The 13,813-nt window shown below is 57.4% G+C and carries 14 protein-coding genes; 6 read left to right on the top strand and 8 right to left on the bottom strand.

Going from position 1 to position 13,813, the window contains the following annotated elements:
- Positions 1 to 70: 70 nt before the first annotated feature.
- Positions 71 to 2,215, bottom strand: a complete 2,145-nt coding sequence (katE, locus tag ACZ5A6_RS19825; RefSeq protein WP_112752934.1) for a catalase — start codon at positions 2,213 to 2,215, stop codon at positions 71 to 73.
- Between the two features lie 476 nt (positions 2,216 to 2,691).
- Between katE and ACZ5A6_RS19820 the strand changes: the two genes are divergently transcribed.
- From ACZ5A6_RS19820 to ACZ5A6_RS19810, 3 genes are all read left to right on the top strand, one after another.
- Complete coding sequence (locus tag ACZ5A6_RS19820) at positions 2,692 to 3,009, top strand: PepSY domain-containing protein (protein ID WP_111796632.1); 318 nt, start codon at positions 2,692 to 2,694, stop codon at positions 3,007 to 3,009.
- Between the two features lie 21 nt (positions 3,010 to 3,030).
- Positions 3,031 to 3,624: a general stress protein gene (locus ACZ5A6_RS19815; protein ID WP_019566741.1), complete on the top strand. Its 594-nt coding sequence runs from the start codon at positions 3,031 to 3,033 to the stop codon at positions 3,622 to 3,624.
- Between the two features lie 65 nt (positions 3,625 to 3,689).
- Positions 3,690 to 4,406 (top strand): DUF72 domain-containing protein, encoded by a 717-nt coding sequence (locus ACZ5A6_RS19810; protein ID WP_464111432.1) that lies wholly within the window; start codon positions 3,690 to 3,692, stop codon positions 4,404 to 4,406.
- Between the two features lie 45 nt (positions 4,407 to 4,451).
- Here the strand turns inward: ACZ5A6_RS19810 and ACZ5A6_RS19805 are convergent, their stop codons facing one another.
- The 7 genes from ACZ5A6_RS19805 to ACZ5A6_RS19775 form a co-directional block, all read right to left on the bottom strand.
- Positions 4,452 to 5,165 carry an anti-sigma factor gene (locus tag ACZ5A6_RS19805; RefSeq protein ID WP_013761042.1) on the bottom strand — a complete coding sequence of 238 codons (714 nt, stop codon included), beginning with the start codon at positions 5,163 to 5,165 and terminating at the stop codon, positions 4,452 to 4,454.
- Complete coding sequence (locus ACZ5A6_RS19800) at positions 5,162 to 5,704, bottom strand: sigma-70 family RNA polymerase sigma factor (RefSeq protein ID WP_004431393.1); 543 nt, start codon at positions 5,702 to 5,704, stop codon at positions 5,162 to 5,164. The genes ACZ5A6_RS19805 and ACZ5A6_RS19800 overlap by 4 nt, the downstream gene beginning before the upstream one ends.
- Before the next feature lie 131 nt (positions 5,705 to 5,835).
- Complete coding sequence (locus tag ACZ5A6_RS19795) at positions 5,836 to 6,267, bottom strand: DUF2177 family protein (RefSeq protein ID WP_464111312.1); 432 nt, start codon at positions 6,265 to 6,267, stop codon at positions 5,836 to 5,838.
- 20 nt (positions 6,268 to 6,287) lie between these two features.
- On the bottom strand, positions 6,288 to 6,665 hold the full coding sequence (locus ACZ5A6_RS19790) for a DUF2147 domain-containing protein (protein ID WP_019566744.1): 378 nt from the start codon (positions 6,663 to 6,665) through the stop codon (positions 6,288 to 6,290).
- A gap of 28 nt (positions 6,666 to 6,693) precedes the next feature.
- On the bottom strand, positions 6,694 to 7,926 hold the full coding sequence (locus ACZ5A6_RS19785) for an SAM-dependent methyltransferase (protein WP_004431399.1): 1,233 nt from the start codon (positions 7,924 to 7,926) through the stop codon (positions 6,694 to 6,696).
- Positions 7,913 to 8,731, bottom strand: a complete 819-nt coding sequence (locus tag ACZ5A6_RS19780) for a DUF1365 domain-containing protein (protein WP_013761037.1) — start codon at positions 8,729 to 8,731, stop codon at positions 7,913 to 7,915. The genes ACZ5A6_RS19785 and ACZ5A6_RS19780 overlap by 14 nt, the downstream gene beginning before the upstream one ends.
- Positions 8,728 to 10,101, bottom strand: a complete 1,374-nt coding sequence (locus tag ACZ5A6_RS19775) for an NAD(P)/FAD-dependent oxidoreductase (RefSeq protein ID WP_464111311.1) — start codon at positions 10,099 to 10,101, stop codon at positions 8,728 to 8,730. Before ACZ5A6_RS19775 ends, ACZ5A6_RS19780 begins: the two co-directional genes overlap by 4 nt.
- A 192-nt stretch (positions 10,102 to 10,293) precedes the next feature.
- Here ACZ5A6_RS19775 and ACZ5A6_RS19770 point away from each other — a divergent pair, with 192 nt between their 5' ends.
- The 3 genes from ACZ5A6_RS19770 (at position 10,294) to ACZ5A6_RS19760 (ending at position 13,717) form a co-directional block, all read left to right on the top strand.
- Positions 10,294 to 11,082 (top strand): DUF1295 domain-containing protein, encoded by a 789-nt coding sequence (locus ACZ5A6_RS19770; RefSeq protein ID WP_464111310.1) that lies wholly within the window; start codon positions 10,294 to 10,296, stop codon positions 11,080 to 11,082.
- A complete protein-coding gene (locus tag ACZ5A6_RS19765; RefSeq protein WP_112291654.1) occupies positions 11,079 to 12,104 on the top strand; it encodes an SAM-dependent methyltransferase in 1,026 nt (341 codons plus the stop codon). The genes ACZ5A6_RS19770 and ACZ5A6_RS19765 overlap by 4 nt, the downstream gene beginning before the upstream one ends.
- A 509-nt stretch (positions 12,105 to 12,613) precedes the next feature.
- On the top strand, positions 12,614 to 13,717 hold the full coding sequence (locus tag ACZ5A6_RS19760; protein ID WP_236772244.1) for a putative bifunctional diguanylate cyclase/phosphodiesterase: 1,104 nt from the start codon (positions 12,614 to 12,616) through the stop codon (positions 13,715 to 13,717).
- Positions 13,718 to 13,813 lie beyond the last annotated feature (96 nt).

Genomic DNA, 13,813 nt, shown 5'->3' with positions numbered 1-13,813 from the left:
CTTTCACGCCCTCGGGCGGGCGATCATGCATCATCAAGGCGCGGCATTGTAGCCGCGCCCGCCTGTGATTTCACTTTACTGGCGGTGAAGCCTTGCCGAGTTTTACGGAAGGTTCCCGTCCCCAGACACGCAGCTTGCCAAGGTTCGACACGAAGCCAGCGAGGCCTTCCTCACCTGGGAGGATAATCGTGCCCTCGTCAAGATCGCCTGCGATACCGGCCTTTTCCAGCAATGGCAGCGCCGACTGGTCGTAACCTATGAACTTGCAGTGCTGGAAAGCATCGGCCACGAAGTCACGCGCCGTCGCCTCGTTGACCAGATCGTCTATCCCCTCGGCAGAAGTCAACAGTGCAACTGCATCGAAGAGAACCGATGGCCCGCCGTCGATCATGTGATGGGCCGCAATCCAGCTCCCGTCTGAGGCGGTGACGCCACCGACCTTCGGGGCTATCAATTCGCAGACGGCTTTTTCCTTGGTAATCGCCGACGTCAGACCGTTCAGCAATTTGGCATCGACACCGTCGGTGACGAGTATACCAAGCTTGCGGCCTTCGAAGCGTTTCGGACCACGCTCGACGATGCTGAGCGCCGGCGAGGGTTCCAGATCCTGACGTGTCGGCATGGCCGCATCCGCCGGCTTCGGCATGGACTTGAAACCCAGCTTCTGCGCAACGGTGTTTGCCAGCGTCTCGTCGATGTTCATGAGATGCGACACCATGCGTTCGCGGATCACGGCTGTTTCCACCTTGCTCAGTTCAAATGTCAGGGCTGCCGCAATATGACGCTGTTCTGGCGGGGTCTGGCTTATGTAGAATTGCCGTGCCTGGCTGTAGTGGTCGGCAAAGCTCTCGGGGCGCAGCCGCGCCTTGATCCCCTGTTCTTCTGCAGGAAAATGACGATACCCCCGGCTCGGCGACTCTCTAGGGCCTTCATCGAACGAGTTCGGCTGGTAATTCACCCTGCCAACAGGATTGCGCATGGCCATGTGGCCATCCTGCTGGAAATGCGCGAAGGGACACTTCGGTGCATTGATCGGCAGATGGGTGAAGTTTGGCCCACCAAGGCGTTTCAGCTGGGTGTCGAGATAGGAAAAGTTGCGACCCTGCAACAGCGGATCATTGCTGAAGTCGATACCCGGCGGCACGTTCTGCGTCATGAACGCAACTTGCTCGGTTTCGGCAAAGAAGTTGTCGGGCATGCGGTCGAGCACCAGTCGTCCGACCGGCTGCGGCTTCAGGATTTCCTCGGGGATGATCTTTGTCGGATCGAGCACGTCGAAATCGAAGCTGTCGGCAAACTCCTGATCGAAGAGCTGCACCTGCAATTCCCATTCCGGGAAGTTGCCGGACTGGATCGCCTGCCACAGATCGCGGCGATGGAAATCGGGATCGGCGCCATTGATCTTGACCGCCTCGTTCCAGGCGACCGATTGAAGCCCGAGCTTCGGCTTCCAGTGGAACTTGACGAAGGTCGATTCATCCTTGGCATTGACCAGACGGAAGGTATGAACGCCGAAACCCTCCATAAAGCGGAAAGACCGCGGTATGGTACGATCCGACATGGCCCACATGACCATGTGCATGCTTTCCGGCGTCAGGCTGATGAAGTCCCAGAAATTATCATGGGCCGTCTGCGCCTGCGGAAAAGCCCGGTCAGGTTCCTGCTTGGCGGCGTGGATCAGGTCGGGAAACTTGATGGCGTCCTGAATAAAGAAGACAGGAATATTATTGCCGACGAGATCCCAGTTGCCTTCCTGTGTATAGAGCTTCACTGCGAAACCGCGCACGTCGCGCGCAAGGTCAGCTGAGCCCTTGTTGCCCGCAACCGTCGAGAAACGGACGAAGGCTGGTGTCTTTTCGCCGGCGCGCTGCAGGAAATCCGCCTTTGTGTATGCGGAGAAGGACTCGTAGGTCTCGAAGAAGCCATGCGCGCCGTAACCGCGAGCATGCACGACGCGCTCGGGAATGCGCTCATGGTCGAAATGGAAGATCTTTTCGCGGAAATGGAAATCATCAACGACGAGCGGACCACGCGGCCCGACCCTTAGAGAATTCTGGTCGTCCGCGACCGGCCCCCCTTGAGCGGTCGTCAGCACCGGCGCGTCGTTTTCGGCTGTCTGATGCAGCTCGCCGCCAGCACCGCGCTCCAGCTTCTGGTCATGGATTGTCACGGTTTCGGTCTTGTCGCTTGGTGATGTGGAGGTGGTCTTGGCCATGGTGTGGCTCCTGAAATTGGAAGGGGCCTATCCGACCCGGAAATGAAAAAGCCGCGCTAAAAGGCGGCCTAGCTTGGAAGGGTCCCCGCACGGTCTTCGGCAGAGCCTTCAGCACTTGTTGTTCGGCGAGACAGATGTCCTTGAGCGTATCGAGGAACAGATCATGCAATGTAGTTTCCGCAGGCATGTGGGAATCCGATCAACTTTGAATGATGTACTTGGACAACCCCTGAGTGGAGACGATGTTCCTGCTCCCGGAAAAGAATTCACATTCCGGTCCGCGGTGGCATCGCAGCGATGCCAGTAACCGGTTGAATAGGCGGACGTTCCGTATCCGGCAGAGATAGTTCGGTGGCGCTTCGACGATGATGGAACGGCAAGGCCTGCAAATTCTATTTTCAGATTGGCGGAACCATGAGGCCCGACATGTTGTTTCCCTGTCGAGCCTGCACTGAAGGCTACAACGAGGAAAAATCATGAAAAAGCTTCTTTTAGCCGCCGCGCTTCTCGGCGCGTCGACCCTTGGCGCCTTCGCTCAGACGTCCACCGCTCCAGCCACCGATGGCAGCAAGCCTGCCGTCGCTACGCCAGACACCAAGAATGCGACTGCGCCTGTGGAAGGCGCAAACAGCTTTACCGAGGAACAGGCGAATAAACGCCTTATGGACGCCGGATATGCCGAAGTGACCGGTCTTACGCTCAACGACAAGGGCGTGTGGCAGGCCAAGGCCTCGAAGGACGGCAAGTCCGTAAATGTGGCGCTCGACTATCAGGGCAATATTGTCGCTAACTAATTCAATCTTTGGGAGAATCCTATGAAGACCGTTACCGGACTTTTCGACGACTACTCCGATGCCAGCGCCGCCGTTACTGCACTGGAACAACGCGGCGTGCCGTCTAAAGATATCAGCATTGTTTCCAACAATGCAGACGAACGCCATGGCAATGATTCAAAAGCTGCTGAAGGCGCAGGCACGGGTGCCGGCATCGGCGCTGCCGTCGGTGGTGTTGGCGGCCTGTTGACAGGCCTTGGCATCATGGCAATTCCCGGCGTCGGACCGGTGGTTGCGGCAGGCTGGCTTGCCGCGACGGCGGCAGGCGCTGTTGCCGGTGCCGTTGCAGGCGGTGCCGCCGGCGGCCTTATCGGCGCGCTGACGGACGCAGGCGTTTCCGAAGACCACGCCCATGTTTACGCAGAAGGCGTTCGCCGGGGTGGCACGCTCGTGACCGCGAAGGTCGAGGACAGCCTTTACACGGACGCCGAGGAAGTCCTGCGCCAGTCCAACTGGGTTGATCCGGACAAGCGGCGCGCGGCCTATGCCGAAGACGGTTGGTCACGGTTTGACGACACGCTGGATCCTTATGAGCCCACTGAAATCGAACAGGAACGTCTGCGTTACAGACGCTAAGCGTTAGAAACAGGGAAGGTCGGCATGTGCCGGCCTTCTCTTTGATAGCCTCGGGGCAGGTGAAAGTGCCGGTCATTGCAACAGCTGGATGGTCGATCCCCAAGACTGTGGCGCAGCGTTTTCCCGAAACGGGAAGTGGGCTAAGCCGATATGCTGCCGTATTCAACGGCGTCGAGATCAACTCCACCTTTTATCGGCACCACCGGCCGACGACGTTCGAGCGTTGGACAAACTCGGTGCCCGATGATTTCCGCTTCGCCGTGAAGCTGCCGCGCGAGATTACGCATGAGCGCCGGTTGCGGGAAATCGGACAAGTCTTCAAGGCATTTGTTGGGGAACTTGCGGCGCTGGATGGCAAGCTTGGACCCTTATTGTGCCAGTTGCCACCCAATCTCACATTTGATGTCTCCGACGCGGAGGCCGCGTTTGATACTATGCGTCAGACCTTTCCCGGCATGCTCGTACTCGAACCGCGTCACACAAGTTGGGCCACGCAGTCAGCGCAAGAGGTTCTGCAACGCTATGCCATTGATCGTGTGCTGGCCGATCCTGCGCCGGTCTGGCCGGCCAGTGATTTTTCCGAGCCGCCCAAATATGTCCGGCTCCACGGCGCTCCCCGGATTTATTATTCCGAATACAGCGCCGCCGAAATCCTCTCGTTTAGAAAAAGCCTTTCCGCCGAATCCTGGTGCGTTTTCGACAATACCGCCTCCGGTGCCGCAATAAAGAACGCGCTGGCAATGCTCGATGATTGCGCAACCGCTAAACGGTGCGCAGACTGAAATCATGTTTCAGCAGTTGGCATAAGCGCATGAAGGCGTGACGCCTTAAAGCTGCCTTCGTGCGGTGCCGATCGCGATAACAGGGCCGGTTGCCTGACCAGTTGGTGAGCCACCGAAGGGTTCCACGCTGATCGCGAAGGTCGTGCCTTCCGAAATGTTGTTACGCATATCCGCCGGGATAATGAGATCGCCATTCGTTCCGGGCTGGAAGACACCGAGCGAACGGGTCTTGCCGCCATCCATCACGAGCCACAGTTCCAGTGATTTCTCATCGGCCTTGCCGGTCGCAACCGGTATAATGTGCATCCTGCCGGTCTCTGCATCATAGGATGCAAGCAGGTTGACCTGGCTGTCCGTTGTCGAAAGTTCGGCTACCAGCGGAGCTGTGCCCTGCCATTTTTCGGGAAATGCGGCGTAAACGATTGCCGCAACGGCAGTCGCGCTCGTGACGACCGATATCCATCGCCAGAAGGATGCGGAACTCCACAGGCTGCCATTGGCGTTGCTGGTCTTGCTGCCGAACAGACGTTCTTCAATGCGGGCGAGAATGGCCGCACTCGGCGCCTGTTCTTCATAATCCACGTTGAAGTCTGAAAATTCGCTTTCCCAACGGTGGACCAGCTGCGCGAAGACCCTGTCGTCCTGCATGCGCCGCTCGACCTCACGACGCTTTTCAAACGGCAGCACGCCGAGCACATATTCGCCAGCGAGGATTTCGTCGCGCGAATGCATGCCCTCGCTGTTTTCGCTCGTGGTCATCGCTGCATGCACTCTCTGAGTTTGAGAAGGCTTCGCCGCAGCCAGGTTCTGACCGTGTTGAGTGGCACCCGCAATTCTTTGGCGAGTTCGATATAGCTCAGCCCTTCGATATAGGCACGACGCACCGCCTGCGCATGAACCGTTTCAAGTTCCTGCATGCAATTGTCGATCCTGCGACCCTCATCGGCCAGAACGACCTGCTGCTCCGGATTGCGGATGCTGTCATCGGCAAGGTCATAGGCTTCGTCAATGTCGTCGCCCACGGGTTTGCGCGCCCTGATCGTATCGATCGCATGGTTGCGGGCGATTGCGGCGAGCCACGTCGACGGTGTGCCGGCGCTTGCTGCAAATGTGAGGGCTCTTTGCCAGATCTTGATATAGACTTCCTGAAGCGCTTCTTCGGCTTCGGTCCTGTCACGCAGGATTTTCAGGCAGATCGCATAAAGCTTCGGGCTGGTGGCTTGATAGAGGGAAACGAATGCCGAGCGGTCGCCCATGCCGACGCGGTTTATGAGCGTTGCTATCTCTGTACCCTGCATTCGAACATCCCTTCTTGCTCCTCCTATATAGGGTTGTCCTTTGTGGGAAGGCAAGGCATGCGCGAAATGAAGTTCACGTCTTCCCGGCCAAAAATTGGCCGGGTGGAAGCAGGCGGCAGGGATGGTCGCTGTCATAACACACCTGCCGGATTTTGCAGTGGACCGACCAGCCGTACGGTGACGATGTAACCGATGATGGCAGCGGCTGCGGACACGAAGGTGCCCCACAGAAGATCTGCGATGGTCAATGTCGTGGACCAGCTTTTCAACGTTGCCTGATTGGTGAGATCATATGTGGCATAGGCCATGAAGCCGACGGCTGCACCATAAACCAACGCGGTCGTCCACTGGCCTGATATGAGGGCCGGACGAACCGCAAGAAAGGTCAGTCCTGCCGCGTAGATGAGATAAAAGATGATCGCCGGGCCCAGCCGGAAGTTCTCAGCCAGAAGATCGCCGATCGCCGGGCGATAAAGTCGCGACGCCATGGTGCTTAGCCAGATGAAGTCGATCACCAGAAAGGCGATGAGGGTGAAGAAGTAGGCTGAGATATAGGTCTTCATCGGTTTGTCCTTTCCAGAGTCTAGTTGATGCGGGCCCAGGTAATGCCCTTGCACAGGAGACCAGCGACGATGCAGCCCTTGGTGGTCATGCTGTTGCCATCAACCGTCACGGTTATCTTGTAGGATTTGTCGCGTTGCGGATCGAAGGCAGTGCCCGAATAGACGCCTGTTTCATCTGGCTTTATGGTCATGATCAGCCGGTCACCGGTCTTTTCCTCGGGCGTGCCCGGTTTGATCCAGGTATTGGTGGCGCATATATTGTCGCCGCAGGGCGCGATCAGCACTTTCGCGTTGCCGTCGCCGCGCGCCCAGTTTCCGTCGATGTCGGCTGCTCCGGCACCAGAGGCCGCAAGCATCGGACCCAGGACAGATGCGATTATCAAGGGATTGATTTTCATCGTCTTTCTCCGCAGTTGTTGCCCCGCCTTATTTGTGCTCGATCGTGTAGAAGCCAACATTGATGGTTCCCTCGGTAAAGCCGGCTTCGCAGTAGCAGAGGTAATAATCCCAGAGCCGCCTGAAGCGGTCATCGAAACCCAGCAGCGAGATTGTCTGCCAGCGCGCATGGAAACGCTGGCGCCATTCCGCCAGCGTGCGGGCATAGGACTGGCCGAAAAGCTCGGTGTCGGTGAGGCTGAGACCCGCCCTGCCGATTGCTCTTTCAAGGGCTTCGTCAGATGGCAGAAAGCCGCCCGGAAAGATGTATTTCTGGATGAAGTCCGCGTTTCGCCGGTAATTATCGAACCGGGCAGGTTCAATGGAGATGATTTGCAGCACCGCGCGCCCGCCGGGTTTCAGGCAGCGTTTCAGTGTTTCGAAATAGCTCGGCCAATAGGCCTCACCGACCGCTTCGAACATCTCGACGGAAACGATGCGGTCGAACTTGCCTTCGACATCGCGGTAGTCCTCGAGCCTGAGATCGATATGCTCAGCCTTGTCGGTTTTCTCCGCTGCCGCCTTTGCCCAATTCAACTGAGATGGCGAAAGGGTAAGGCCGGTAACGTTGGCATCCGCCTGGGTCGCGAGGTGGATTGCAAGCGCGCCCCAGCCGCAGCCAATCTCCAATACGCTCTCACCGCCGCTCAATTGCAGCTTGTCGACGATGCGGTTGAGTTTTTTGAGTTGGGCCGCCTCAAGCGTTGGCGTCGTATCGTCGAAAATCGCCGACGAATAGAGCATCGAGGAATCGAGCCATTGCCGGTAGAATTCGTTGCCGAGATCGTAATGGGCCTCGATGTTGCGGCGGCTGCCGCGCTTTGTATTGGCGTTCAGGCGGTGGCCAAGGCGATTGATGAGGCGCATGGGCAGGCTACCGCGCGTCGATCCCCCGAAAGCGTCGTTGTTCTGTGCCGCAAAACGGATCAGGGCGGTCAGATCCGGTGTGGACCAGTCGTCTTCGATGTAACCCTCGGCAAAACCGATGTCGCCATTGAGGATGAGCCGCCGTAGCGCGCGCCAGCGATGGAGAACAAGCGTCGCCTCGGTGCCCTCATGTTCCCCGGATTTCTCAATCACGCCGCCACCGGGCAGCATGACGCGCAGTCTGCCTTTGGAGACGTTGTTCAAGAGCTTGGCCATGAGCCAGCCTTCGGGACCGGTGCGTTGCCGCATCTGCGTGTTTTCCAGCGATAGTTCGTTGAGATTGTCAAACGGGGTCATGAAGTTTGGCCTCGATTTGCGATGGTGATGGGTGAATGAAGGAGACAGGGGCAGAAGGTGGACGCGGTCGTTTTCTTAACCGCACACCCTTGAGCCATATTTTAAGTGCTTCCCAATGGATGCCGGCAACAACCTTGAGGGTAAGAAAGGGGATGGTGACAAAAGCCTTCAGCAGCGCGCCATCGGTCAGCTCGACACGCCGCGCCAGATGCCTTGCAGTCAGGACTGGCCCCTCGTCGTCAAATGTATCGATAACGATCTTCAGCTTGTCGCCGGGTGGTATGACCCGGAATACATAACGGAGATCCATGTCCATGAAGGGCGAGACATAGAAGGCCTTGTCGCAGCGCTGGACGATCTCGGCCGCACCTTCTGTCTCCACCGGGATCAGATAGGAATGCCGCTCGCCGAACGTGTTGTCGACTTCCCAGAGAATGGCTTTGAGAGACCCGTTCCGGCCGTGGCAGAAAAACACGCTGAGTGGATTGAAGGCCCAGCCAAGGATGCGCGGCATGGTGAGCAGACGGATCGGACCACCATCGACGGTCATGCCTGCGGCCGTCATGGCGTTTTCGATCTGGTTGCGCAATTCCATCTTGCTCCCGTCGCCGCGGTCCCGGCGGTGAAAGGAAAACAGGTTGAAACGATCGACGGAGAACAGCCGCAGCTTACGGTCAAGCGCATCGAGTTCATCAAGGTCGAGAAGCAGCGAGTAAATGCGATAGGCGAGCCGGTGCGCTTTCGGCTTGAAGCGCGCATGCATGACATGTCCGGGAAAAAGCGCGGAGGAGAAATGAGACGTCATGGGATCGCCTCAACGAGTTTGATCGTTCTTTTCCGCGAAGCCAAATTCAGACGGACGATCCGGCCGCTATCATCGGTAACCTTCCAGGGCCTCGACAGGCCGCCCAGATCCTCGGCGGCGGCAAGCCCTGCCTGAATGCCGTCTTCATGAAAACCCGAGCCAAAATAGGCGCCGCAGAACCAGGTGTTTCTCAAACCCTGCAAGGCCCACAGTTCCTGCCTCATCTGCTCGGTGCCGGCATCGAAAACAGGATGGTGGTAAGTTTCCTCGGTGATGATTTTTCCCTTTTCCGGTTCGCGTGTCGGGTTCAGCGTTACGAAGGTGTCAGGGATTGCACCCAGAGGCTGAAGCTTGTTCATCCAGTAGGTGATGCTCGGCTGCCCCGTTTCAATGCGTGTATCGGCCACATAGTTCCAGCTTGACCAGGCGGTGCGCCTGCGGGGCATGAAACTGCTGTCCGTGTGCAGTACCGCCCTGTTTTTCGTATAGCCAAACGCGCCGAGAATGCGCCGTTCGGCTTGCGTCGCGTCCGTCAGCATCTCCAGCGCCTGATCTGCGTGTGTGGCAATCACCACATCGTCGAACCGTTCGAATTCGCCGTTAGTGTTGGCGATCTCGACCCCGTCCGCCAGGCGGTGGATGCGCGTCACAGGTGTCGAGAGCCGAATGCGATCGGCGAATGGCGCAGTGAGTCGTTTCACATATTCCCGGCTGCCGCCGACAACGGTGCGCCAGACGGGCCGGTTGCGGAGCAACAGCAGGCCGTGATTGCTGCAGAACTTCACGAAATGTGCTGCCGGGTAACGGCCGACTTCCATGGCCGGGGTAGACCAGATGGCTGCTGCCATCGGGTAAAGATGATCGTTGCGAAAGGCGTCGCCATAGTTGTTTTGAGAAAGATACTCATCGAGCGACATGTCGCCCATCATCGGCAGATCGCGCGGGGCATTGCGATAAAAGCGCAAGAGGTCGGCAAGCATTGCCCAGAAGCGCGGTCTAACGGCATTTCTCTTTTGCGCCAAAAGGCCAAAGCCAGAGCCGCCGGAATATTCGAAACCGCCATCATCCAGTGAAACGGCAAAGGACATGTCGGATGCCGCGGTCGTCACTCCCAGCGTTTTGAAAAGTGCCGTCAGATTGGGATACGTCACCTCATTATAGACGATGAACCCCGTATCGACAGACACCACATCCTGTTCAGTTTTGAACGTCACGGTGTTGCTGTGGCCGCCGACGCGGTCCGCAGCCTCGAAAACCGTGACATCATGCCGTTTCGACAAAAGCCAGGCCGCAGACAGACCGGAAATGCCTGTTCCGATCACGGCGATGTTTCGCCGGCTGTCTTTTCTTTTGGCTTCGGTATCGAACATGGTTCCTCGCTATTGCATTCACAATTCAGTTTTACGGCCTGCGACAGATACGAAGGAGCGGATCGATAAGTTTCAGCGGCGCGCAAATTTTTCAGAATTTTGTCAGGCGCTTGAAACTCTTTTGCCGTCTCTCCCGTAGTTGACACTGAAAACTTGGTCTGAAGTCCTTCGAATGCAGTGAGCGGAATGGTGATGATGTCTGTTGTGGTGGCCCTTGCCGTGCTGATGTCGCTTCTGATGGCGGCAGCCTTTGAGTTGCAGCGTTACACAGGCTCGAGTGGCTGGATCGACACCGTCTGGTCTGCGAGTGTCGGGCTCGGCGGCGTGGTTGCCGTCTTGTTTTCCGATGGAGATAGCTGGCGCCGGGGAGCGGTTCTCTTTCTTGTATTGGTGTGGTCGCTGCGGCTCGCGGGACACATCGGCATGCGGACGAGGGGAGGTGGCGAAGATCCACGTTACGCGAAGCTTATAGAAGAATGGGGCAGCAATGCCTCGTTGCGGCTTTTCGCCTTTCTCCAGATTCAGGCCGTTGCCGCCTTTGTGCTGGTTCTCGCCGTCTATCTTGCCGCCAGCAATCCTCTGCCACTTCCAAGCATTATCGATGTGATCGCGTTGATCGTCGCGGCTGGTGCGCTTGTCGGAGAAGCGACCTCCGATGCACAGCTTTCACAGTTCAGAAAAACCCCGGAGGCCAAAACCGGCGTCTGCGAGACTGGTCTGTGGCGTTACTCGCGTCATCCCAACTACTTTTTCGAGTGGCTTTTCTGGTGCGGCTTTCCGTTGTTGGCCATCCATGCGCAGCCGTGGTCATGGCTGTCGCTTGCTGCGCCAGCCATGATGTACTGGCTGCTCGTCCACGTCTCCGGCATTCCCCCGCTCGAAGAACACATGCTGAAATCACGCGGAGAGAAATTCCGCGCCCTGCAAAACCGCGTCAACGCCTTCTTTCCGGGGCCACGCAAGAATGAGGACACGCCATGAACATGCTCGCATTCGCCATCAATGCTGCCGAACGCGCACCGCTGAGTGACAATATGACGCTTGCCGGCATCGACATGCTCTGCGCACGCACTAAACGGCGACTTGCCGGCGTTCCGGCGGCGGAAGAAAACGCTTTTGTGTCTGATATGGCGAAATTCCCCGTCGCCACACACACCGACGAGGCGAACAGGCAGCACTACGAGGTGCCGGCTGAATTCTTTGCAATCGTCCTTGGCGCGCAAAGAAAATATTCCTGCTGCTTTTATCCCAATGCTCAGACAACGCTGGATGAGGCTGAAACATTGGCGCTGGAAGAGACTGTTTCCCATGCCCGATTGCAGGACGGGATGAATATTCTCGAACTCGGCTGTGGCTGGGGTTCGCTCTCCCTTTATATGGCCGGTCGGTTTCCCAATGCGCGGATTACGTCCGTTTCAAATTCGGCTTCGCAGCGCGAATATATAATCGAACGTGCAAATGAGCGTGGCCTGTCGAACATCTCGGTGATGACCGCCGATATGAATGATTTCACAACTGACGAGCGTTTCGACCGTGTCGTATCGGTAGAAATGTTCGAGCACATGTCGAACTGGCAGGCATTGTTCGAGCGCGTCCGCTCCTGGCTGACGCCCGAGGGCAAGTTCTTCCTTCACGTCTTCAATCACCGGGATCGATCCTATCGTTTCGACCATGGCAACCGGGCAGACTGGATCGCGCAGCATTTCTTCACCGGCGGCATTATGCCTGCCTTCGATCTTCCTCACCGTTTCCCGGCGCAGTTCACCGTGGAACAGGAGTGGCGCTGGTCGGGATCACATTATCGCCGGACGGCCCTCGACTGGCTTGGAAATTTCGACCGGGAGATCGACCGTATCCGACCGATCCTGCAGAGGGTCTATGGCAACGATGCGCGCTTGTGGGAACGTCGTTGGAGACTGTTCTTCCTCGCGACGGCAGGTCTTTTCGGGCACGAAGACGGTAAGGTCTGGGGCGTTGGGCACTACCTCATGGCGCGCGTCTAGATCGCTGCAAACACGCGCATGTGAACCAATCCGGCGCCGCTTCGCCCTTGGGTGAGATGCGGCGAAGGTGTCTCCTCGGTTGGCGCAGGCCGCTGAGGCCGGCGAAGCGGGAAAAATGGATATGCGATTGATTGTGCATGATTTGATCGTGCAAAATTTGTGTATTTCATTCCTGTTTGCTTAACCCCGTTTTTTGAAATCTGCGAAGTTCGGCGACCTCGTCTAGCTTCCGTTCGGCTTTTGCATCAAGGAGCGGGCTCGCCCCGTAGTCCAAGCCAAGGGTCAGCATGCCTTTTCAGAAAACAAAAGACCGAGAGGAATATTCGCAGCATCTTCTTCTCCTGTGTCGAGTTGCAGCCTGGATGGGCGTGGCGCTGGCGACTGGCTGGTTCGTGTTTTTCATTCTCACGGAAAGATGGGGCATTGCGCTCAGCCTCCTCATTCTGGGGGTTGCAATCGTTCCGTGCTGGCTAACTTGTCTGATAGGCCACTTTTCCCTCGGACTCATCTTGGCTCAGAGCGCCTGCATCCTGTTCGTCTGCTGGTACTCCGTCGCTATCGATGTCTCCGACGATACCGTACCGAGGACGACGCATCTCTACCTGCTCGTCATAATCTTCGTCGGCTACATGAATTTTCAACGCCAGCGTTCCGCCGCCCAGTTTCTGGTCATCGCGGCAAGTCTCGTGGCCTTTGTTTATTTCTGCGCGTCCGCCGCGCGGTTTTCGTTCAGTACTCCCATGCCGCAGGATGTGCGCAGCATCAGCGCCTGGTTCAACAGTGTTTTCGCAGCGTTGATGCTGTGTGGCGGTGTCGCCGCCATGCAGGCGCAGTTTCGCAGTCATACAAAAAAAGCCCTGGAACTGCGCTCCGCGCTTTCGAATGGCCAGTTTGAACTTTTCTACCAGGCGCAGGTTCGCGCGGATGGCACGCTGCTTGGCGCAGAGGCGCTGTTGCGGTGGAACCACCCGAAACGGGGATACATCCCGCCAGCCGATTTCATCGCGCTTGCGCAGCAAACCGGTTTCATGCCGACAATCGGCGCTTGGGTCATTGCGGAAGCCTGCAAGACACTTGCGAGATGGCAAGAGAACCCGGCAACCCAGAATCTCACCTTGTCGATCAACATCACTGCCGATCATTTCGTCGACGCGGGATTTTCCGGGCAGCTTCTTGATGCCGCCTCGTCTCAGGGCATCAAGCCACAGCTTCTAAAGCTGGAGCTGACCGAGAGCGTTTTCCTATTCGACATAGAGGCAGCGATCGCGAAAATGAAGCTCCTTGATCGTTCCGGCTTTACGATTTCACTCGACGATTTCGGCACTGGCTACTCCTCACTAAGCTACCTGCGGCAATTGCCGCTCAAACAGATCAAGATTGATCGCAGCTTCGTGACGGGAGTGACCGAAAGCGGGCGTATGGCGACAATCACGCGAAACATCGTCCAGATGGGGCACGACCTTTCACTGGAAGTTCTGGCCGAAGGCGTGGAGACCGAGGCGGAGCTGCGGATGATGCTGTCCTACGGCTGCCGATTGTTTCAGGGCTATCTTTTTGCGAGGCCGACGAGCCTCGTCGAATTCGAGCAATATGCCGCCCGTCCATCGTCCTGACCGGACGTTTTGCGACAGGCTGAGGCAGCCGGATCGAATTCAGTGGCGTGCCGGCCGGCAGATCAGGCCGTTGAACAATGCACCATTCGTCGGGTA

It is taken from the genome of Agrobacterium sp. 6Ca8 (genome assembly GCF_055382765.1).
The sequence above is the reverse complement of the archived record's forward strand: the minus strand, read 5'-3'. Positions and strand labels throughout refer to the sequence as shown.